General features: G+C 67.8%; 24 protein-coding genes. 14 read left to right on the top strand and 10 right to left on the bottom strand.

Features of this window, described 5'->3' with window-relative positions; genetic code table 11:
* Positions 1-924, top strand: coding sequence for an alpha/beta hydrolase (locus tag EGM71_RS05435; RefSeq protein ID WP_032127632.1), 924 nt, complete (start codon positions 1-3; stop codon positions 922-924).
* A 36-nt stretch (positions 925-960) separates the two neighbouring features.
* Here the strand turns inward: EGM71_RS05435 and EGM71_RS05440 are convergent, their stop codons facing one another.
* The gene (locus tag EGM71_RS05440) at positions 961-2,355 is read right to left on the bottom strand and encodes a DUF2867 domain-containing protein (RefSeq protein WP_188488284.1); all 1,395 of its coding nucleotides are present in this window, start codon (positions 2,353-2,355) and stop codon (positions 961-963) included.
* Between the two features lie 24 nt (positions 2,356-2,379).
* On the bottom strand, positions 2,380-2,691 hold the full coding sequence (locus EGM71_RS05445) for a metalloregulator ArsR/SmtB family transcription factor (protein ID WP_004147836.1): 312 nt from the start codon (positions 2,689-2,691) through the stop codon (positions 2,380-2,382).
* A gap of 128 nt (positions 2,692-2,819) precedes the next feature.
* Here EGM71_RS05445 and EGM71_RS05450 point away from each other — a divergent pair, with 128 nt between their 5' ends.
* The 6 genes from EGM71_RS05450 to EGM71_RS05475 all read left to right on the top strand — a co-directional run bounded on the left by EGM71_RS05450 (position 2,820) and on the right by EGM71_RS05475 (position 7,596).
* Positions 2,820-3,401, top strand: coding sequence for an NMCC_0638 family (lipo)protein (locus EGM71_RS05450; protein ID WP_188488286.1), 582 nt, complete (start codon positions 2,820-2,822; stop codon positions 3,399-3,401).
* Positions 3,402-3,590: 189 nt separating this feature from the next.
* A complete protein-coding gene (locus tag EGM71_RS05455) occupies positions 3,591-4,058 on the top strand; it encodes a DUF2975 domain-containing protein (protein ID WP_188489754.1) in 468 nt (155 codons plus the stop codon).
* A 13-nt stretch (positions 4,059-4,071) separates the two neighbouring features.
* A complete protein-coding gene (locus tag EGM71_RS05460) occupies positions 4,072-4,296 on the top strand; it encodes a helix-turn-helix domain-containing protein (protein ID WP_005408494.1) in 225 nt (74 codons plus the stop codon).
* 43 nt (positions 4,297-4,339) lie between these two features.
* Complete coding sequence (locus EGM71_RS05465; RefSeq protein WP_188488288.1) at positions 4,340-5,878, top strand: TerC family protein; 1,539 nt, start codon at positions 4,340-4,342, stop codon at positions 5,876-5,878.
* Between the two features lie 103 nt (positions 5,879-5,981).
* The gene (locus EGM71_RS05470; RefSeq protein ID WP_188488290.1) at positions 5,982-7,118 is read left to right on the top strand and encodes a metallophosphoesterase; all 1,137 of its coding nucleotides are present in this window, start codon (positions 5,982-5,984) and stop codon (positions 7,116-7,118) included.
* Between the two features lie 73 nt (positions 7,119-7,191).
* Positions 7,192-7,596 (top strand): hypothetical protein, encoded by a 405-nt coding sequence (locus EGM71_RS05475; protein WP_101765093.1) that lies wholly within the window; start codon positions 7,192-7,194, stop codon positions 7,594-7,596.
* 62 nt (positions 7,597-7,658) lie between these two features.
* On the opposite strand, the gene EGM71_RS05480 is transcribed toward EGM71_RS05475, so the two are convergent.
* From EGM71_RS05480 to EGM71_RS05500, 5 genes are all read right to left on the bottom strand, one after another.
* On the bottom strand, positions 7,659-8,297 hold the full coding sequence (locus EGM71_RS05480) for a ferric reductase-like transmembrane domain-containing protein (protein ID WP_188488292.1): 639 nt from the start codon (positions 8,295-8,297) through the stop codon (positions 7,659-7,661).
* Between the two features lie 2 nt (positions 8,298-8,299).
* Positions 8,300-9,085, bottom strand: a complete 786-nt coding sequence (locus tag EGM71_RS05485) for an HvfC family RiPP maturation protein (protein WP_188488295.1) — start codon at positions 9,083-9,085, stop codon at positions 8,300-8,302.
* On the bottom strand, positions 9,078-9,923 hold the full coding sequence (locus EGM71_RS05490) for an HvfB family MNIO-type RiPP peptide maturase (RefSeq protein WP_188488297.1): 846 nt from the start codon (positions 9,921-9,923) through the stop codon (positions 9,078-9,080). Before EGM71_RS05490 ends, EGM71_RS05485 begins: the two co-directional genes overlap by 8 nt.
* A 56-nt stretch (positions 9,924-9,979) precedes the next feature.
* Positions 9,980-10,456 (bottom strand): HvfA family oxazolone/thioamide-modified RiPP metallophore, encoded by a 477-nt coding sequence (locus tag EGM71_RS05495; RefSeq protein ID WP_069139051.1) that lies wholly within the window; start codon positions 10,454-10,456, stop codon positions 9,980-9,982.
* Positions 10,457-10,552: 96 nt separating this feature from the next.
* Positions 10,553-11,197 (bottom strand): HvfX family Cu-binding RiPP maturation protein, encoded by a 645-nt coding sequence (locus EGM71_RS05500; RefSeq protein WP_188488299.1) that lies wholly within the window; start codon positions 11,195-11,197, stop codon positions 10,553-10,555.
* A gap of 341 nt (positions 11,198-11,538) precedes the next feature.
* Here EGM71_RS05500 and EGM71_RS05505 point away from each other — a divergent pair, with 341 nt between their 5' ends.
* The 6 genes from EGM71_RS05505 (at position 11,539) to EGM71_RS05530 (ending at position 17,448) form a co-directional block, all read left to right on the top strand.
* The gene (locus EGM71_RS05505) at positions 11,539-12,333 is read left to right on the top strand and encodes an alpha/beta fold hydrolase (RefSeq protein WP_188488301.1); all 795 of its coding nucleotides are present in this window, start codon (positions 11,539-11,541) and stop codon (positions 12,331-12,333) included.
* A gap of 3 nt (positions 12,334-12,336) precedes the next feature.
* Positions 12,337-12,882, top strand: a complete 546-nt coding sequence (locus EGM71_RS05510; RefSeq protein WP_049422763.1) for a redoxin family protein — start codon at positions 12,337-12,339, stop codon at positions 12,880-12,882.
* A 58-nt stretch (positions 12,883-12,940) separates the two neighbouring features.
* Positions 12,941-13,681 carry a response regulator gene (locus EGM71_RS05515; protein WP_032960784.1) on the top strand — a complete coding sequence of 247 codons (741 nt, stop codon included), beginning with the start codon at positions 12,941-12,943 and terminating at the stop codon, positions 13,679-13,681.
* Positions 13,678-14,991 carry a sensor histidine kinase gene (locus EGM71_RS05520; protein WP_188488303.1) on the top strand — a complete coding sequence of 438 codons (1,314 nt, stop codon included), beginning with the start codon at positions 13,678-13,680 and terminating at the stop codon, positions 14,989-14,991. Before EGM71_RS05515 ends, EGM71_RS05520 begins: the two co-directional genes overlap by 4 nt.
* Positions 14,992-15,096: 105 nt before the next feature.
* The gene (locus tag EGM71_RS05525; RefSeq protein ID WP_188488305.1) at positions 15,097-16,107 is read left to right on the top strand and encodes a hypothetical protein; all 1,011 of its coding nucleotides are present in this window, start codon (positions 15,097-15,099) and stop codon (positions 16,105-16,107) included.
* 81 nt (positions 16,108-16,188) lie between these two features.
* The gene (locus EGM71_RS05530) at positions 16,189-17,448 is read left to right on the top strand and encodes an MFS transporter (RefSeq protein WP_188488307.1); all 1,260 of its coding nucleotides are present in this window, start codon (positions 16,189-16,191) and stop codon (positions 17,446-17,448) included.
* Between the two features lie 4 nt (positions 17,449-17,452).
* On the opposite strand, the gene EGM71_RS05535 is transcribed toward EGM71_RS05530, so the two are convergent.
* The gene (locus EGM71_RS05535; RefSeq protein ID WP_188488308.1) at positions 17,453-18,400 is read right to left on the bottom strand and encodes a nucleoside hydrolase; all 948 of its coding nucleotides are present in this window, start codon (positions 18,398-18,400) and stop codon (positions 17,453-17,455) included.
* Between the two features lie 153 nt (positions 18,401-18,553).
* Between EGM71_RS05535 and EGM71_RS05540 the strand changes: the two genes are divergently transcribed.
* The gene (locus EGM71_RS05540; RefSeq protein WP_188488310.1) at positions 18,554-18,880 is read left to right on the top strand and encodes a hypothetical protein; all 327 of its coding nucleotides are present in this window, start codon (positions 18,554-18,556) and stop codon (positions 18,878-18,880) included.
* A 71-nt stretch (positions 18,881-18,951) separates the two neighbouring features.
* On the opposite strand, the gene EGM71_RS05545 is transcribed toward EGM71_RS05540, so the two are convergent.
* Both EGM71_RS05545 and EGM71_RS05550 read right to left on the bottom strand, forming a co-directional pair.
* The gene (locus tag EGM71_RS05545) at positions 18,952-19,671 is read right to left on the bottom strand and encodes a GntR family transcriptional regulator (protein ID WP_188488311.1); all 720 of its coding nucleotides are present in this window, start codon (positions 19,669-19,671) and stop codon (positions 18,952-18,954) included.
* 56 nt (positions 19,672-19,727) lie between these two features.
* Positions 19,728-21,095, bottom strand: a complete 1,368-nt coding sequence (locus tag EGM71_RS05550) for an SLC13 family permease (RefSeq protein ID WP_188488313.1) — start codon at positions 21,093-21,095, stop codon at positions 19,728-19,730.

Consider the following 21,095-nt stretch of genomic DNA (forward strand, 5'->3'; position numbering starts at 1 on the left):
ATGGAAACCATCAACATCCAGAATCCGGACATGGCCTGGCCGATCGCCGCCGACCTGCATTTCCCGCCGGACTTCGACCGCAACCGGGTCTATCCCGCGATCATCAGCATGCATCCGATCGGCAGCTGCAAGGAGCAGACCGCCGGCAACATCTACGGTGAGGCCCTGGCTCGCGAGGGCTACGTGGTGATCGCCTATGACGCCAGCTTCCAGGGCGCCAGCGGTGGCGAGCCGCGTCGGGTCGAAGACCCGACCCAGCGCGTGGAGGATGTACGCCGCGTGGTCGACCATCTGGTCACCCTGCCGTACGTGGATGCCGAACGCATCGGCGTACTGGGCATCTGTGGCGGTGGTGGCTACGCGATCAACGCCACCATGACCGAGCGCCGCATCAAGGCGGTCACCAGCATCACCGGTGTCAACTTCGGCCGGCTCAGTCGTGAGGGCTTTGGCGGTTTCGATCCGATCGGCACGCTGGAGGCCATCGCTGCCCAGCGCACCGCCGAGATGCGCGGCGGCGAGGCCCGTGTGGACCTGTTCCTGCCGCCTTCGGTGGAACAGGGGCGCGCCGCCGGCATCACGGATATCGATGTGCTGGAGGCCACGGACTATTACCGCACGCGCGAGCCGCAGCCCAACGGCGTGGTCAGTGCGCTGTTCTCGCATCGCGGTGCAGCGGTGGGCTGGGATGCCTTCCACCTGGCCGAAGTCCTGCTGACCCAACCGTTGCTGGTGGTGATCGGTGACAAGCCGGGTGGCTTTGGCGCCTACCGCGATGGCCTGGAGATCCATGGCCGTGCGGCGTCGAAGCACAAGCAGTTGAAGGTGGTGGAAGGCTGGTCGCATTACGACCTGTATGACAAGCCGGAGCCGGTGCGCGAGGCCCTGTCAGCGGTCGTTCCCTTCTTCAAGCAGCACCTGTGAGCTGATGTGGCAGGTGGTGCCGGCCACGGGCCGGCATCATCTGTACGTGGAGTACTCCGCCCAGTCATCGAGATCGGCCAGTTCCGGCGCCAGCGCATGTTCGACCGCGCGGCGCAGCAGTGCCGGCGCGACGTAGTGCCGGTGCGCGGCATCGATCAGCGCCATGTACAGGCGGCCGAACGCATTGCGGGTCTGCACGCGTGTGCCGAGGCTGATCTCGATGTGGCCATCGGCACAGCGTTGCACGCGCACGCTGCTGCGGAAGCGCAGGTGGCGATCATCGGCGCCGAGCAGCACTTCGGCGCGGGTGTCCCCGTCATCGATGTGCGCGTCCAGCACCGGGTAGCGGCCGGCGAACAAGCGGCTGCGGTCGGTCGACAGCAGCGACGATACCGGGCAGCCGAGTGGCGACGTACGCAACCGCAACGGCGCCACCAGGCGGTTGCGCAGCGCCATCAGGTGGCCCACGCCGGCAGGTGGATTGCGCAGGAAGCCTTCCAGCACATCGGCCAGCAGCGCCGACGCGGCGTGATGGGTGACCTGCGCGCTGTCCAGGCGCAGGGTGGTCTGGTCCTGGTAGTGGCTGTGCGGTAGTGCCGTGGGCAGCAGGCCATCACTGGCGGCAGCCCGTGCATGGATGGGATAGGCCGGCGTGGCACGTTCGACGAAGCCACGCAGCGGCCGCAGCGGGATCCGCCGCAGCGGACCGAACAGGGCGCGGGTACGCGCGCACAGATGCGCGCACAGGCTGGGGGGCGCTGCCTGCAGTGACAGCTGCAGCAGCGGCGCCGCCGCGAGTGTGGCGGCCGAGGGCCAGTGCGCTTCCGGCAATACCTCGGTCAGGCTGGGGATATCGGCGGCATTGCGCTGCACCTGCGCACGAGCCTGCTCGTCCATCGCCCCGGCCAGCTCATTGCTGTGGCAGGACAACGCGAACAGCGCCGGGTGTGCACGATGGTTCGATGCGAACTGATGCCAGGTGCCTCCGCCGAAGCGCACCGTGAACAGGCAGTCCGGTGGAATGCGGATACGCCGCAGCGTGCGTGCGAAGGCCACGGGATCGCGCGCCAGCTGCGCGTCGGACGCGGTGGCGAAGCGCAGCTCGGCACCGGCGCTGCCGGCAATGGCGGTGAACATGCGCGGCCCGGCATGGCGATGGAACGGGTGGCCACCGGCGCCGACGGTGAAGCTGTACAGCGAGGAGGCGTCACCCTGCTGCAGATGCATGCCGCCCAGTCGCGCCGAAGGCTCGTCCAGCGCATCGATGAAGGCCGGGTGGTGGCGCTGGCGCTGGCTGGCGTCGGTCACCAACGCATCACCGGCGCCGATGCCGAGCTGCGCGATCAAGGTGACTTCGGTCGGGCTGCCACCTTCCAGTGCTGGAAGCTGTACCCCTGGAAACGAACGGCGGTCGCGGGTCGAACCAGGCATGGTCATGCTCCTTGGCGGGACGGTTCAGCGGGCAGGGGACTTGCGGCGGGCGCGTGCTTCGCGCTTCAGCGGGCCACCGACCGGACAGACTTCGGCCGCCCACGAGAACAACGTGTTGGCCAGGCGGTCGGGCACCTGCCGGAAGTACACGAACTGGCCGCGCTTCTCGCGTTCGATCAGGCCGGCTTCCTCAAGGATGCGCAGGTGGCTGGACAGCGCCGGCTTGCTGAAATCAAAGCGTTCGGCCAGTTCCCCCGCGCTGAGCTCGCCGGCGCTGAGATAGGCCAGGATCTGCCGGCGGGCGGTGGAGGCGAGCGCTTCGAAGATACGGTCCATGGAGAGCTAATTAACTAATTCGTTAACTGATAGTCCTCCCGCCTGTGCCGGCTGTCAAGCCATGACCGTTGCGCGCCGCGCCCGGGCTTTGCCATCCTCCCTGCTGTTTTCCGTACCGTGGAGTTCCAATGCGCCCTGCCTCCTGGCTGATCCTCGCCCTGCTGCCTGCCCTGGCGGCGGCGCAGCCTGCGCGTGCACCCAAGGCCAGCGCACAGGCGCAGGACCCGTTCAGCGAGTTGTTCGATACCGCCTGCATGCAGCACATCGGCGCGCCGGCGCGGTTGCAGTCGTTGATGGAATCCAACGGGCTGTCACCGCTGCAGCCTGCCGAGGCGGCAACGTTGCTGCAGGGGCAGTCGGGCGTGGCCTGGATGGTGCCGCTGGCCAGCGGCCGCTATGCGGTCAGCTGGGCCGACGATGGCACCTGCTCGGTGTATGCGGAGAAGGCCGATGCGGCGGTGGTGCAGAAGGGCTTCGCACGGCTGGTGCAGGCGGCACCGAAGCCATTGCAGGCACGCTCGCTGCCGGGACGTGGGCCGTTGTCGGCTGACCAGGTGGCGATCCAGTACGGCTGGGCCACGCCGGGGCAGGCCAAGCTGCAGGTGCGCTTCCGGCTGGTCACGCGGCAGGCGGCCGAGGCCGGCGTGCAGGCGATGGCCTCGGTGACGCCGGGCGAAGCGATGCGGGAACCGGCTGCGCCCGGGCCTTGACCGGGGGAGGGGCACGCTTGCGATTCAGCCTTTCACGCAGGTTGTGGTATATCGTTTATCGATAAATCCACCCCGGGGCGGCGAGGCCACCCCAATGCCGGAGGCCGCTTGACCGCTCGTCCCGCCCGCGCCAGACCCGCGCGAGGCCTGTTCACCCTGGCCCAGGCCGCCGTACAGGCCGTCCGGGCGATGTGCTGGCTGGGCATCCTGGCCGCACTGCTGGCCGTGCCGCTGGTCGCCCACGACCGCCGCTGGCTGCTCGACAGCGTCCATGACGCCGGTGCTGCCGCCGCGCACGGCAACGACCTGTTCCTGCACTTCTGCCTGGGCCTGGGTGCGATCGTCGCGCTGCTGGTGCTGTGCCTGCTGTTCCTGCGCCATCTGCTGCGGCTGCTGAAGTCGGCGGCGCGCGAGCGGCCGTTCACCCATGCCAACGCGCAGCGCCTGCAACGCATGGCATGGCTGATGCTGGCGATGGAACTGCTGTCGATCCTGATCGGCGCCTACGCGGCCTGGATGGGCCCGGACTTCACCTGGATGGAGGTGGGCGGCGGCATGTCGATCACCGGCCTGGTGGCGGTGCTGATGCTGTTCGTGCTGGCACGCGTGTTCGCCGTGGGTGCGGCGATGCGCGATGACCTGGACGGTCTGATCTGATGGGCACGCACTGATGGCGATCGTCATCACCCTGGACCGCATGCTGCAGGAACGGGGCATGACCCTGTCCGAGCTGGCCGGGCGCATCGACATCACCCTGGCCAACCTGTCGATCCTGAAGACCGGCAAGGCGCGCGCCATCCGTTTTTCCACGCTGGATGCGATCTGCCGCGAGTTGCAGTGCACGCCCGGCGACCTGCTCGGGCATGACCCGGCGCAGGCGCAGGACGCCGACTGAGTGATTGCCCTTTTCCCTTACCTACTGACGAAACGGACCTGAAATGGAATGGTTGGCTGACCCCTCGATATGGATGGGCCTTGCAACCCTGGTCGTGCTGGAGATCGTTCTCGGCATCGACAACCTGGTGTTCATCGCGATCCTTGCCGACAAACTGCCGCCGCACCAGCGTGACCGCGCGCGGGTGATCGGCCTGGCGCTGGCGCTGCTGATGCGGCTGGTGCTGCTGGCCGCGCTGGCCTGGATCATGAAACTGACCGAGCCGCTGCTCACGCTGTTCGACCACAGCTTCTCCGGGCGTGACCTGATCCTGCTGGGCGGCGGCCTGTTCCTGCTGTTCAAGGGCACCATGGAGCTGCACGAACGGCTGGAAGGCCGCGAGCACCACGAGGATGGCAAGAAGGTCTATGCCAGCTTCGCGATGGTGGTGGCGCAGATCGTGGTGCTCGACGCGGTGTTCTCGCTCGACTCGGTGATCACCGCGGTCGGCATGGTCGACAACCTGGGCGTGATGTATGCCGCCGTGACCATCGCGATGGCGCTGATGCTGGTGGCGAGCAAGCCGTTGACCCGCTTCGTCAACAAGCATCCCACGGTGGTGGTGCTGTGCCTGGGCTTCCTGCTGATGATCGGTTTCAGCCTGGTGGCCGAGGGCCTGGGCTACAAGATTCCGAAGGGCTACCTGTACGCGGCGATCGCCTTCTCGATCCTGGTCGAGGCGTTCAACCAGTGGGTGCGCTTCAATCGCGAGCGCAACGAGCGCCGCCAGCCGTTCCGCCAGCGTACCGCCGATGCCGTGCTGCGCATGCTGGGCGCGCGCCCGGCCAACGGCCACGCCGACGAAGGCGTGGACGAGCCGGTGGACGCCGAAGAACGCCTGCAGCCGGCCGAGCACGAAATGATCCGCAGCGTGCTGGGCCTGGCCGATCGGCCGGTGTCGAGCGTGATGACCGTGCGTGCCGATGTGCAGTGGATCGACCTGGCGCGGGGCCAGGAGGATGTGGTGGCCCGCCTGGTGGCGTCGCCGCACACCCGCCTGCTGGTGGGCGACGGTGACCTGGACAGCCTGCGTGGCGTGGTGCAGAGCCGCGACCTGCTGGCCGACCTGCTGCAGGGCAAGCCACTACAGCTGGAAGGCAACCTGCGTGAGCCGCAGTACGTGCTGTCCAGTGCCAGTGCGCTGCAGGCGCTGGAGCTGATCCGCCAGCATCCGGTGCCGCTGGCGGTGGCCGTGGACGAGTACGGCAGCGTGGAAGGCCTGGTGACCGCCAACGACCTGCTGGCGGCGATTGCCGGCGACCTGGTCGATACCCAGGACGAGCGCTATGGCGTGGTCGCGCAGGGTGAGGAGCAGTGGGAGGCCGACGGTGCGCTGACCCTGGACGACCTGCAGCGGCTGGCCGGCATATCGCTGCCGCGCAGTGCCGACTACATGACCATCTCCGGTCTGGTACTGGAGCGTCTGGGGCGCCTGCCCGACATCGGTGACGCGGTGGAAATTGCGGATGTGCGCATCACCGTGCTGGCGATGGAGAAGCGCCGTATCGCCCGCCTGCGGGTGGAGCGCCTGGGCCATCTGTAGGGCCGAGCCCTGCGCGACGGCTTGCTGAGCAGCCGGGCATGGGCCCGGCTCTACACAACGCTGCCCGCAGCCGTCACCATGGCGGGCCCGCTTTCTTTCCTGGATGGTTGCAGTGCTGAGTACGATCGGTTTGTTGATGGGCCTGTATGTGGCCTGGCGCCTGTTCTGGCCACTGCGCATGCCCACCTGGCTGAAGGTCGTGCTGTCGCTGCTGCTGGTGGGCGTGGGCGTGCAGCTGCGCATCGTCGCCACCTTCTGGGGCACGATGGCGTCGCCCGAGATTCCGAAACTGGCCATCGCCACGCTGGCGACCGGCTCCACCGCGGTGTTGCTGTTGGCGTTGCTGATGCTGCCGCTGGACGTGGGCCTGCTTGCTTCCCGCCTGCTGCGCTGGCCACGTACGGTAGGCGCATTGCGCACGCGGAGCCTGCGACCGGCGGCCGGCATGCTGGCCCTGCTGGTCAGTGGCTATGGCGTCAGCCAGGGCATGGCGGTGCCCAAGCCCCGGCAGATCGAGGTGAGCATCGCCGGGCTGCCCGCTGCGTTCGACGGCTACCGCGTGCTGCAGCTGACCGACATCCACGCCAGTCGCCTGCTCACCGGCGACTGGGTGCGCAAGGTGGTGGATGAGAGCAACGCACTGACGCCGGACCTGATCGTGATCACCGGCGACCTGATCGACGGCAGTGTCGAGGCCCGCCGTGACGACGCGCGTCCACTCGCGGACCTGCGGGCGCCGGACGGCGTCGTCGCCATCACCGGCAACCACGAGTACTACGCGCAGTACCAGGCGTGGATGCAGGCGTTCCGCGCGCTGCACATGCAGGTGCTGGAGAACAGCCACATGCAGGTGCGGCGCGGCGATGCGGCGCTGACCATCGCCGGTGTCACCGATCCGGTGGCCGCACGCTACGGCCTGCCGCTGCCGGATCTGGATGCTGCACTGGCCGGTGCCGATCCGTCCGCGCCGGTGATCCTGCTCGATCATCGCCCGCGCAATGCACGCGAGGCGGCGGCGCGTGGGGTGAAGCTGCAGCTGTCCGGGCATACCCACGGCGGGCAGATCATCGGCATGGACCAGCTGGTGAAGCGAGCCAATGGCGGTTTTGTGTCCGGCCGCTACGACGTGGATGGGATGACGCTGTACGTGGGCAACGGTGCGGGCCTCTGGGCCGGTTTCCCGGCGCGCATCGGCGTGCCGTCGGAGATCACCCTGGTAACATTGCGCCGCGCGCCGTGACCTTAGGCGGGGTCAGATCCCTTTCCCCTGGGGGAAAGGGATCTGGCCCCCGACAAACCACATGGAAGGAACCATGGCCCATCCCCGCGCCCCGATGGAGCGCCTGATCCGTGCCAATGCTGACGAGATCAACCGGCTGCAGCAGGCCATCCACGAGAGTGCCAGTGCGCGCTGGCGTGGGCCGGAGGAGCGGGAACGGCACGCTGCGGCCTGTGCCGAGTTCCACCAGCACTACGAGCGGCTGGCGTTTCCGGGAGGCTATGCCAACGCGTTGAAACGGCTGGCCGAACACGATCCAGATACGCTGGATGTCGCGCTGACCTTTCTCGAAGTGCGGCCGTATTTCTTCCGATCCGGATATATGTGGAAGACGCTGCTGAAGCGCGTGCAACGGGTCCCCATGGGGATCAAACAGCGCGCGCGGCTGCAGAAGATCCTTGATGCCTACGCGGCTTATCGCGCCACGCGCGACGGCTGATAGGGACGGCATGATGAGGTCAGATCCCTTTGCCTTTGGCAAAGGGATCTGACCCGGGCCCGTCAGGCCGCCCGCAGCGGCGGCCGCGCATGCGCACTTCGGCGCAGCGCCTGCGCCCGCTTGGCAATCCAGCGCACCACGAAGGCGGTGAACAGCAGCGCCGACGGCACCGCATACCAGAAGTTGCCCGGCACGCGCTTGAAGTACGAGTAGGTGAACACCGCCGCGATGATCCACATGCCGGCGACGTGCAGGCGACGCCACGCGGTGGGTCCCATGCGCCGGGCGAGCCCCCGGTGCGAGGTGATGGCCAGTGCCAGGATGGCGATGTAGCCCACCGTGCCCGGGAGGTTGGCCAGCGCGGATCGTGCTGGCCAGAACGCCGGGTTGAGGATGCCGAAACTGGTGATGGCGATTGCATGCAGCAGGTGCGAGAACGCGAAGGACAGGCCGATGATGCGCCGTTCGCGCAGCAGGAAATGAGTGAAGGGGCCGGGCAGCAGGGTGGCGAAGGAGGATGCTGTGAATGCCGCCAGGAACAGCAGGAACGATGTGCGGGCGGTGAGCCGGATCGCCGCGCGGCTGCCTTCGGCTGCATCGGGATACAGGGCGAAGGCGATCAGTGCGAACGCGATCAGGACCACGCCGATGGCTACGAACAGGCGCCAGCCGTGCAGGAAGGACGTCTTGGATACAGTCATGGTCAGGCCTCGAAGAATGGAGAGGGGGTAGTGCCGGCCGCTGGCCGGCATTCCCGGGGATCGGTCGACGCAACCAGAACGCCTGCCGTGCAGAGTTCGCGCAGCACGGGAATGCAGGCCGCACGCAATGCGTCCGTTGCCACGTCATGTGTTTCGGACAGCGCCTGCAGTGCCTCATCCACCGGCGCGCCGTCGTCACCGAAGACCGAAAGCAGCGCGTAGGCCAGCGGTGACAGTTCCTCGGCCTGCAGGCTGAAATCGGCGAGGCGCTGGATCACCAGCAGCGTGGGCGCTGCGCTCGATACCGGTTCCAGCGCCTCGTCCTCATGCACCGGCCACTGGTAGCCAAGCACCCGCACCGACGGCGAAACCGCCAGCACATCACTGTCCACGGGAACACGGTGCAGCGGCCTCCCGGCGTAACGCGCTTCAATGTGCAGCGACTGCAGCGTGCTCTCGTAGTGCGCCAGTTCTGCTGCCCAGCCCGGCAGTACCAGCGCGTCCTGCACCGCCAGCCAGGTCGCGAACTCGCCGGCGATCCGTGGGAACAACGGGGTCTGGCAGGCGTGGCGGGCGTAGTAGTGCTCCACTGTGTCGCGCCAGCGCGGCGTGCCCAACTGGTGTTGCAGTCGCGGCAGGCTGCCGGCCAGGAGGGTGTCCAGGCTGTCGATGCACAGGCGGCGGTACACCGCCAGCCTGCGCGCCTCGACGCCATCGGGTGCGGCCATTGCAGGGTCGCGCACATGATCGGCCCAGCGCCGTTGCAGGGTAGCCAGCGACTCAGCCATGGGCCACCTCGGGCCAACGTGCCTCGACCTGCGCCTGGCGGATCTGCGCAACCTCGGCCAGCAGCTCTGGCAGCGGCGGAAAGTTGAAGTCGCGTTCGAGCAGCGTGGGGCGCACGCCCACCCGCGCATAGGCCTCGCGCAACAGCGCCCAGACCACGCCTTTCACCGGCGCACCGTGGGTATCGATCTTGAAGCCATCGTCTTCATCGAAGTGGCCCGCTACGTGCAGCGAGGCGACACGGTGGGACGGCACGAGGGCCAGGAATTCGAAGGCGTCGTAACCGTTGTTGCAGGCGTTGACGAAGACGTTGTTGACGTCCAGCAGCAGGTCGCAGTCGGCTTCGGCGAGCACGGCGTTGATGAAGTCGATCTCGCTCATGTCCGCGCCGGCAACGGCGTAGTAGGAGATGTTCTCCACGGCGATGCGTCGGCCGAGCATGTCCTGCACCTGGGCGATGCGACCGGCGACATGGTGTACGGCCTCGGCGGTGAACGGCAGCGGCAGCAGGTCATAGACATGGCCACCGGCGGCGCAGTAGCTCAGGTGTTCGCTGTACAGCTGCACCTGGTGCAGGTCGAGGAAGGCTCGGGTCTGTGCCAGCAGGGTGCGGTCCAGCGGATCAGGGCCGCCCAGCGACAGCGACAGGCCGTGGCAGGTCAAGGGGTGGCGCTCGCTGAGTTGGCGCAGCGCTGCGCCGTGTGCACCGCCGACGCCGATCCAGTTGTCGGGGGAGACTTCGAGGAAGTCGATGGCACCGGCCGGCATTGCCAGCAGTTCGTCGATCAGGCCACGGCGCAGGCCAAGACCGGCGGCATTGGAGGGCAGGGGCAGGGACATGGCGGATGCTCCAGAGAGAGGGCGCCGCCCTGGAGGCGGCGCCGGTTGAACGTCGATCAATCGGCAACGCGGGAGAACAGGCCCTTCGGCATCGGCTTGCCGTTGGCGGTGTAGACGCTGCGCAGGTAGTCGTGTGCTTCCTGCTCGCTGATGTAACCATCGTGGTCGGTGTCGATGCGGTCGAACTCGGCGGCACGCTTGGCGGCCACAGCGTTGAACTCGGCGCGCGAGACCTTGCCGTCGTGGTCACGGTCGGTGCGGGCAAACGAGGCGTCGCCGCACTTGCCTTCGCCACACTGGCCCTCGGCCACCTTGGCCTTGCCAGCGGGCTTGCCGGTGGTGGCCTTGTTGGCCCCGCACTTGCCTTCACCGCACTTGCCTTCGGCGGCGGCGCTCATGGCCACCGCGCTGATCGCCAGCGGTTGGATCGCGGCGGCCTGGCCGGCCAGCAGCAGGCCACCGGCCAGGGCGATGCCGATGGCACCGATGCGCGGCAGGCGGGAGGAGGGGGTGTTCTTGGTCGAGACGGACATGGTGGTGACTCCTTGGGAAAGCACGCGGGGCGTGCGGGATGGACGCCGCCGAAGAGGCGACGGAAAGGGAAACGTTCGGGAACAGGGGGAAGCGGCTCAGGCGGTGCGGCGGCGACGCAGCAGATAGCCCAGCAGCAGCACGCCACCGAGCAGGGCGCCACCGAAGCCGATGCCGGGCAACAGCGCGGCAACCGGCAGCAGCAGGGCGATCAGGCTGACGCCCCAGCCCAGGCCGTCATTGCCGACGGGGGCATGCTGTGAGCCGGCCAGCAGCCGGTCCACGCTGAGCGCGCCACCGCCGTTGAGGATCAGTGGCAGCAGCATGGCCAGGAACAGCAGCGGCAGCTTGAAGTTGCCGTAGCCCTGGTCGGTGATCGCATAGCCCTGCCAGAGTTCACCCAGGCCGTTCCATTGGTCGGGCCAGTGCACGGCAGCGATGGCGACCACGGTCAACACCCAGAAGACGTAGGCCACTGAGCGCGTGGCCAGGCCGAGCAGCAGCATCACCGCACCCACCAGTTCCAGCCAGGTGGCAAGCTGCCAGTTCAACGACGCGGGCAGGGTGGAGAACGGGAACGGGAAGCGGCCTTCCAGGTCGGCGAACCAGTTCTGGCCGCCCAGCTTCTCGCGGCCGGATTCAAAGAACTCCCAGGCCAGCAGGGTGCGCAGCGCCAATGGCGAGAGCCAGCGGCCCACGGCGTCCAGGCGGGGGGTATACACGGAAGAGGCGGTGCTGATCATGGTGGTGTCCTGCGGGCCAGTGGTCGATGGAGGCCATTTCAGGCGGCGCAGGTATCGGCAACGTGTGCCGTTGCCCGGGGTTTTGTCAGCGACTGTGGCCGCGGCGGGGTTTCGTACAGTCAGATACAAAGACGATGCGTTGACGCACATCGGGGCGTTGCGCGCCCGCGTGCGGGGAGCGATATCCACCCGGTAGCGCCCAGCCAGGACCGGCGCCCGAATGTATCCCACTGTAGAAACCCGCCTGCGCCCTACAGTCCGGTACAACTCTGGGCCGCGGAGAAACAGCGGTGATACACCGGCAGGCGGAAATGGCCACTCCCAACACCGGAGTGCCACCCATGATCCGTACCTCGTTGCTTGCCGCTGCTGTCGCCCTTGCCGGCGCCGCGGCCCCCGCCTTCGCCAGCCAGGCCGATACCGCTGCACCGCCCACCGTCATCCTGGTGCACGGCGCCTTCGCCGATGGCTCCAGCTGGAGCAAGGTCATCAGTACCCTGCATGACTGGAAGCTGCCGGCGGTGGCCGTACAGAATCCGCTCACCTCGTTGGCCGACGATGTCGCCGCCACCCGTCGCGCGATTGCCGCCGCGCCCGGCAAGGTGGTGCTGGTCGGCCACAGCTGGGGTGGCACGGTCATCACCGAAGCGGGCAATGACCCGAAGGTGCAGGCGCTGGTGTACGTGGCGGCCTTCGCACCGGATGCAGGGCAGTCTTCGGCGCAACAGGGCGAAGGTTTCCCGGTCGGTCCGGGCCTGGCCCGACTGCAGGAAAGGGATGGCTACCTGACGTTGCCGGCTGATGCCATCGCCCAGGACTTCGCGCCGGACGTGATGAAAAAATCGGCCGCACTGCTGTACAGCACGCAGGTCCCGTTGAAGGCCAGCGCGCTGGGCGAGGTGGTGAACGTTGCGGCGTGGCGCAGCAAGCCGAGCTGGTACGTGCTCAGCCGCGATGACCGCATGCTGTCGCCGCAACTGCAGGCCGCGACCGCACGTCGCATCGGTGCACAGCTGCAATCGATCGGCAGCAGCCATGTGTCGCTGCTTTCGCATCCGGCGCAGGTGGCCGACAGCATCCTGGAAGCGGCAGGGGTGAAGCCGGCGGAACTGCCGCTGGCCGAGCAGGGGGGCTGAGCGATGGCCGCACTGCGAGGGTACGCATTGCCGCTGTTGCTGGGGCTGCTGGGCGGAGCGGCGTTGCTGCTGGCATGGCCCGGTGCGGATGCCGGCGCGCAGCCGCTCGATGCCGCACCGATGGCGGGGTTCGACGGTGGCGGGCCCTGGCACAACAGCCCACCGCTCACACTGAAGCAGTTACAGGGGCAGGTGGTGCTGGTCGAGTTCTGGACCTACACCTGCAGCAACTGCCTCAACGTGGCGCCCTATGTCCACCAGTGGCATGCGCGATACGCGTCGCAGGGCCTGAGGGTGATCGGCGTGCATACGCCGGAATTCGCCTATGAAGGGCTGCCCGGCAACGTGCGCAAGGCCATCGCACGGTTGGATATCACCTGGCCGGTGGTGCAGGACAACCAGTACCGGATCTGGAACGCCTGGGGCAACCGCTTCTGGCCCGCGCTGTACCTGCTCGACCGGCAGGGGCGGGTGGTCTACCGCCATTACGGCGAGGGCGACTACGCACGTACCGAAAGCGAGATCCAGCGCCTGCTGGCCAGCCCCTGAGCCGCGCTACCATGGCCGCGCCGCGCGGCGCTGTCCCCCTGCCTTCATCGAGAACGCAATGAACCATGTACCGCACATCCTGGTCGTCGACGATGACAGCGAGATTCGCCAGATGCTGGCCGACTACCTGCAACGCAACGGCCTGCGCGTGAGCCAGGCCGACGGTGGCCGGGCCATGCGCGCGCTGATGGATACCCATGCCGTGGATCTGGTGGTGCTGGACGTGATGATGCCGGGCGAGGACGGCCTGAGCCTGTGCCGCAACCTGCGCGCCGGCAAGCATCGTGCGGTGCCGGTGGTGCTGCTGACCGCCCGCGACGACGAGACCGACCGCATCATCGGCCTGGAAATGGGCGCTGACGACTACGTGACCAAGCCCTTCTCTTCGCGCGAACTGCTGGCACGCATCAATGCGGTGATCCGCCGCACCCGGATGCTGCCGCCGAATCTGCAGGTGAGCGAAGCAGGTCGCCAGCTGGCCTTCGGCGAGTGGCGCCTGGACACCACCGCACGCCACCTGCTGGATGCGCAGGACACCGCGTATCCGCTCAGTGGCGCCGAGTTCCGCCTGCTTCGCGTGTTCCTCGATCACGCCAATCGGGTGCTCAGCCGCGACCAGTTGCTCAGCCTCACCCAGGGCCGCGATGCCGAACTGTTCGATCGCTCGATCGACCTGCTGGTCAGCCGCGTGCGGCAGCGCCTGGGTGACGACGCACGCGAGCCGACCTACATCAAGACCGTGCGCAGCGAAGGCTATGTGTTCAGCGTGCCGGTGCAGTTGCTGGGACCGGACGAATGAACACCACCGCACGCCGTCCACGCTGGCCGCGCACGCTGTCGGCGCGGCTGCTGCTGGTGTTGCTGGGCGGACTGGCCCTGGCCCACGCACTGTCCTTCGGCCTGCTGTTCTTCGAACGCTACCAGTCCACCCGCAGCATGATGCTGCGCAACCTCGATGAAGACGTGGCCGTGAGTGTCGCGCTGCTGGAGCACCTGCCCGAGGACCAGCGCGATGCCTGGGTGCCGCGGCTGGAGCGGCGCACCTACCGTTACCTGCTGCGCCCCGCCGCGGCCGGACCAGGGCTGCAGACCGATCGTGCACGCCAGGTCACGGCGATCATCGACGACAGCCTGCAGCACCGCTATCCGTTGCAGGCGCGCCAGGTGGCTCGCCTGCCGGAGCGGTTCGAGGTGGAACTGCGCCTGCACGACGGCACACCCTTGACCATTGAAGTCACTCCGTCGGGCCTGCCGCTGGCACGTTGGCTGCCCGCCGTGCTGCTGGTGCAGCTGGCGCTGCTGCTGGTGTGCGCGTGGTTGGCGGTGCGCCTGGCCATGCGCCCGCTGCAGCAGCTGTCGCATGCGGTGGAGCATCTGCAGCCGGGCAAGGACGGGTCTGCACTGCCTGAAGACGGCCCTGCGGAAGTGGGCGGCGCGGCGGCCGCACTCAATGCACTGCAGGCACGCATTCGTGGCCATGTCAGTGAGCGCCTGCAGATCCTGGCCGCGATCTCGCACGACCTGCAGACCCCCATCACGCGCATGAAGCTCCGGGTGGAGACCCTGCCTGAAGACAGCACCCAGCAGCGGCTGCTGGCCGACCTCGACCACCTGGGTCAACTGGTGCGTGAGGGCGTGGCCTATGCGCGCAGCAGCCACGTCGCCAGTGGCGCGCCGGTGTCGATGGACCTGGGCGCGTTCCTGGCCAGTGTGGTCGGCGATTACGAGGACATGGGCAAGCCGGTCAGTGGTGGTGCGCCCGCTGGACTGGTCGTGCAGACCTGGCCGCAGCCGCTGCGCCGGGTGGTCGGTAATCTGGTCGACAACGCGTTGCGCTACGCCGGTGCCGCCGAGATCGAGGCGGGCCGCGATGAGGCCGGAAGGGTGTGGATCGGAATTTCCGACCGTGGCCCCGGCATTCCCGAGGGCCAGCTGCAGGCGGTGCTGGCGCCGTTCCACCGGCTGGAAAGCTCGCGCAATCGCGATACCGGCGGAACCGGCCTGGGCCTGGCCATCGCGGTGCAGCTGGCGCAGTCGCTGGGCGGCTCGCTGCGGTTGCACAACCGCGAGGGGGGCGGCTTGCGGGCGGAGCTGCAGCTGCCGGGGTAATTGGCGCGGTCAGAGCATCCACGCACGGCGCTGATCTATGGCAATCCTGCCCGGCCCCGGGATCGGCGATCATCTGCAGGGAGTGTCGAAACCAGGAAACACGCAATGCAGGGAACGCAGCATTCAATCCGGCGTCCGCGCCACGTCGCGCTGCTGGTCGGTCTACTCGCGCTGGCGGCCTGCCAGCGCACACCGGACGCGTCGACCTTGGCACCCGCAGCGGGCACACCGCTTGCCGCCCCGGCCACCGCAACAGACCTCTCACCGCTACTCGATGCCTTGCCGACCTGCGCGCTGGACGGCTGGTACATCGATCACCAAACCGACCGCCCGGCCCACCCCTGGTTGGCTGCGAACGCGCCGAAACCTTGCAAGGAGGACGGGGAGAACGAGATCGCCACGTTCTGCGTGCAGGGGCAATGGAAGGGGCTGCCGGTGGAGGAAGTGATCCTGCCGACGATGACGTTCGTTTCGTTCCGGGGGGCCAGGATCGGCCTGCCGCTGGAGAAGGCGCGTCCCATCGTCCGCCAGCGTTTCGGCCAGGACTTCCCGGGTGGTGCGGCTTACGAGGAGGGCCGAGAGCCGAAGCTGCTGGCCGACCCCGAGGATGCGCAGCGTTCGTGGCTGCTGTGCAGCACGCCGGAACCGGGAGACGACGTGGGCAGCCAGGCAGGCGTCAGCTACTCGGGCATGAACCTGCCCTACGACCACGACGGTTGCAGCTACCGCTACAGCCCGGTCGACTTCTGCGATGCGCCGCACCGGGCCGCCATCGACAATGCGCTCCAGCACCAGGAGCCCAATTTCAACCAGCACTACCTGCTGGTACAGGTCGATGATCGTCCAGAGTACTTCCAGCGCACGCTGGTGCTGGTCGATACCCGCACGGGCAGGGCGACGCCACTGCCGTTCGATGCCTTCACCGGGCCGGCGGGGAAGGGCGGTGATGCAACCGGATACGGGACACTGGAAACGGGCGTGGACCAGCAGCAGTTCTGCCTCGATGGCGCGTTGCTGGTCTACCGCGTGTTCGAGGAAGGGCGCTTCTGTTTCGGCTTTGACGGTGAGCGTTTCACCGGCCATGAAACCCAGTACATGCAGGCAGCGGATAGCTGACGACCGGCATTTCACCCCGTCCATGCCACGCTGCGCGGAACCTGTACATCCGGGATCGAGGCTGTTGAAGGCGAATACGCAATGACCGTGGCGCGGCAGCGCTCGATGTGGGTGGCGGGCCTGTCCACGGTGGTGGAGTGGTACGACTTCACCCTGTACCTGTACTTCGCCACGGTGTTGTCGCGGGTGTTCTTCGGCGGCGGCGAACAGGCGCTGCTGGTCACCCTGGCCGGCTTCGCGGTGTCCTACCTGATGCGTCCGCTGGGCGCGCTGTGCTTCGGCCACCTGGGCGACCGCCTGGGCCGGCGCTGGATGCTGCTGGCTTCGATGGCGTTGATGGCGGCGGCAATGCTGGCCACTGCGCTGCTGCCGACCGCGGCCACAGCAGGCACGACGGCGGGCGTGCTGCTGCTGGTACTGCGCTGCGTGATGGCGTTTTCGGTCGGCGGTGAGTACACCGGCGTGGTGGCGTACCTGCTGGAAAGCGCACCGGCGCGGCGACGTGGCCTGGTGACCTCGCTGGCCTCGGCCGCCAGCGAAGTAGGCGCACTGCTGGCGGTGGCGATCTCCGCGGTTACCGTGGGGCTGCTCGCGCCCGCACAGCTGGACAGCTGGGGCTGGCGTATTCCGTTCTTCGTCGGCGCGGCGCTGGCACTGGTGATCCTGGTCGCGCGCTCGGGCATGCACGAATCGCCGGAGTTCGAGCGTCAGCGCCGCGAAGGCAGCATTCCGGCTACACCGCTTCGCCACGTACTGCGCAACCATCCGCTGGCGGTGGCACGCACCTTCGCGATCTCGGCGCTGGGCTCGATCACCTACTACGTGGGCATCACCTATGTGCCTGCGTTCCTGCACGCGCGGGGTCATGACGAGGGCGACGCACTGTGGCTGTCGACGATTGCGGCGGTGGCAGTGATCGCGATCACGCCGTTGTGTGGCGCATTGTCCGACCGCGTTGGACGACGGCCGGTGTTGCTGGGCCTGACCGTGCTGGCAGCGTTGTTGCCACTGTCCCTGTTTGCGTGGATGGCGCAGGCGACGGCGCTGGGCATCGTGCTGGCCGCGGTGCTGCTGGCCTGCGTGGCCGGTGGTGTAAGCGCGGTGGCGGCCCCGGCCACGGCCGAACAATTCCCGGGCGAGGGCCGGGTCAGCGGGCTGGCACTGGGGGTGACCATGGCCACCGCCTTCTTCGGCGGTGCAACGCCATGGCTGGCGCAATGGTGGGTGGAGCGCAGCGGCTGGGCGGCGGCGCCGGGCGCGATGATCGCGCTGGTGGCGGTGCTGGTGTTGCCGGTGCTGTGGACCCTGCCCGAGACGGTCCCGGGCAGGGCCAAGCGCTAGCGGGTCAGACCTTCAGGGTCTGCTCGATGTCGGCCAGTACCGCGGCCGCATCCACGCCGATGGCAATCGACTGCACCACGTGGCCGTCCCACACGCTGGGGCCGAACGCCAGGCCTTCCGGCTTGGGAATGGTCATGCCGCGGGCAACGCCGTCGGTGGCCACGCGCACGCTGGCGCGCTCGAACTGGAACAGTTCCGGGCGGGTCAGCGCGATGCAGGCGCAGCAGTCATGCACCACCATGCCCTTGTGGCCGGCCTGCAGGTAGAAGTCCACGTAATCCTGCGACAGCGCACGCACCAGCTCGGCATCGGCACCGCCGATAGCGGCCAGCGTGTCCAGACCGTCACGGTTCATTTCAACGCGGGTGGTCACGTCCAGGCCGATCGCAGTGACCGGCCAGTTGGCGGTGAACACCACGTCGGCCGCTTCGGCATCGCCCCAGATGTTGGCCTCGGCGGCCGGGGTGATGTTGCCGTTGACGTGGAAGGCGCCGCCCATGATCACCACGCCGCGCACCAGACCGGCAATGTCCGGGGCCTGCTGCAGGGCCAGGGCCAGGTTGGTCATGCGACCGACCGCGACCAGGGTCACTTCGCCCGGATGGGTGCGGACCAGATCGATGATCAGCTGATGGGCCGGGCGGGCATCAGCGGCCACGTCCAGTTCGGCCGGCACCGGGTGGTTGCCCAGTCCGTTGTGGCCGTGGATGTGTACCGGCCAGGCTTCCGGGGTGGCTTCCGGCTGCAGCGGGCCTGCGGCGCCGCGCGCGACCGGGGCGGCAAAGCCCCAGGCCTGCTTCAGGTACAGCGCGTTGTGCGTGGTCGACTCCACCGAGGCATTGCCGAAGGTGGTGGTGACGCCGATCAGGTCGATCTGGGCGTGCTTGTGCAGGTACAGCAGCGCCAGGGCGTCGTCGACGCCCGGGTCGGTATCAAAAATGACTTTCAGCATGTTGTTGTTCTTCTTCTTCCGTGTGGTGCGGGGGGCGCCGGCGGCCTGGAAGCAGGCCGGCGCGCCCTACATTGTCCCATCTTCATGACAGGCAGGGCCATTGCCGGGCTGGCAGGCCCATAATGCCCTCCAGTCCAGGCATGGAGCCGCCGAATGCTGATCGTTGCCCTTCTGCTGGTCCTGCTGGTGCTGGGCCTGAACGTGGTGGCCACCGTGGTGGTTGCCCAGCGCGATGGCCTGTCGGCGGGCGGTCGCGCGGTGCAGCTGCTGCTGGTCTGGCTGCTGCCGCTGGTTGGCGCCATCCTGTGCCTGGCAGTGGCCACGGCCGATGGCTCGGGCAGCCGGGGGGATGGCGGCGGAACCCATGACACCTCCGTTGGCTATTCCAGTGACAACCACAGCCATCACAGCTACAGCAGCTCCGACTGCAGCAGTGATGGTGGCAGCAGCGACGGCGGCAGCTGCGGTGGCGGCGATTGATGAGACGTTCCGGGGGGCCGGCCAAGGTCACGTCCTGGTAGTGCCGGCCGCTGGCCGGCAACCTCATCCGCTCAGCCGCCACCTTCGGTGGGCAACGGCGCCGGTACGTTCAGCAGTCCGCCCGACGCCACATAGGCGGCCAGGGCCTGGCCCTGGCTCAGCAGATGGCGCTCCATGGTGCGTTCGGCAGCCTGTGCGTCGCGGCGGCGGAAGCACTCCATCAGCTCGCGGTGTTCGGCCAGCGACTGCGCGGTGCGGCCGGGCGTCAACAGCTGGCGGCCACGGTGCATCTTCAGGATGCGGTGCAGGTCGTGGGTGATGCGGATCAGCCACGGATTGCCTGCGTAGTGCTGCACGGTTTCGTGGATCAGGTAGTTGTTGCGGTAATACTCGGCAATGTTGCCTTCGGCGGCCGCGGTTTCCATCGCTGCGTGCAGCTCTTCCAGCTGTCGCACGCCGGCTTCGTCGATGTGCTTCACCGCCTCATGCGCGCAGCGACCTTCCAGCATGGCCATTACCGGGAACAGCTGGTTGAGGTCTTCCAGCGTCAGCCGGGTGACCCGGCAGCCACGGCCGGCATCGATCTGCACCAGGCCTTCGGCTGCCAGCAGCTTCAACGCCTCGCGCAGGGGCGTGCGGCTGATGCCCAGTTCTTCGCACAGCGCGGGCTCGTCGATCCACTCGCCCGGCGGCAGCCGGTAGTCGTAGATGCGCTCGCGCACGTGCTCGGCCACCTCTTCATACAGAGGCGCGCGCTTCTTCGGTGACCGCGGGGCAGGGGCAATGGCCATGCGCAGAGTGTAACGCCAGGTCGCGCCGGCCAGCGGCCGGCACGTCCCGATGGCGGTTACATCCAGCCTGGCACCACGAACACCAGCCAGGCCAGCAGCGGCCCAAGCGCCACCACCAGTCCGCTGTAGACCAGGAAGCGGCGGAACAGGGTCTCGCGTTCTTCCTTGGCTGCCGAGGCCACCACCAGTGCGCCATTGGTTGAGAACGGGCTGACATCGACGATGGTGGACGACACCGCCAGCGCGCAGATCACGCCGGCTGCGCTGAGGTGGCCCTGCATCAGGAACGGCACCGCCAGCGGAATGGTCGCGCCCAGCACCGCCGCCGACGAAGCAAAGGCGGACACGATGCCGCCGACATAGCAGACCAGCAGCGCACCCAGCAGCGGAATGCCGATGCTGGAAACACCGTGGCCGATGAAGTCGACCGCGCCGGCATGTTCCAGCACGCCGATGTAGGTCACCACACCGCAGATCAGCAGCACGGTGGACCAGCTGATGCCATCGACCGCACCCTTCTGGCTCTGCGGCGACAGCAGCGCCAGCGCCACCGCCACGGTGATCGAGACCAGGCCCACGTTGAGGTTGTAGATCAGCGCGGCCACGCCCAGGCCCAGCAGGCCGATCAGGGTGAACAGACGCTCGCGGGTGAAGCCCACCGCTTCCAGCGCCGCCGGGTCGTTGGACAGGGTGCCGCCGCCAGCGGCGACCAGCGCGCCATGGCCTTCGATCGCGAACTGCCGCGACGACGCCTGTGGGCCGCCGGCCATCGCCAGATCGGCAGTGCCGACGCCGTCGGCCACGCTGATCGAGCCACGGCGCAGCAGGGCGATGCCACCGAAGGCGAAGAAGCAGATGATCGCCATCATGAAGTTGAAGCCGAGGCTGGTCAGGAACACCGCCATCTCGGTCACTTCCAGCCCGGCCTTCTGCACCACGCCATTGGTGATGCTGCCGTACACACTGATGGGCGAGAAGCCGCCCGCCTGGGCGCCATGGATGACCAGCAGGCCCATCATCAGCGGGTTGATGTTGTACTGCTTGGCAAAGCGCAGGGCGACCGGGCCGATGATCGCGACCGCCGCCGGGCCCAGCGCACCGAACGCGGTGAGGACCGCGGTGATCACGAACATCACCCATGGAATGGCCACGATATGGCCACGCACCGCTTTCACTGCCCAGTGCACCAGCAGGTCGATGGTGCCGTTCTTCTGCGCGATGGCGAACAGGTAGGTGATGCCGACCAGGGTCAGGAACAGATCGCCGGGGAACCCGGCCAGGACCTCCTTGCCGCCCATGTCGACCCACAGCCCGCCGATGATGAAGGCCAGTGCGAAGGCGACCGCGCCCATGTTGATCGGCATCGCCGTGGCGACGATGAACATGATCACCAGACCGATGATCGTTGCGATTTGTGGACTCAT

Origin of the sequence: Stenotrophomonas maltophilia (genome assembly GCF_006970445.1) — a bacterium.
Lineage (GTDB): Bacteria > Pseudomonadota > Gammaproteobacteria > Xanthomonadales > Xanthomonadaceae > Stenotrophomonas > Stenotrophomonas maltophilia_AU.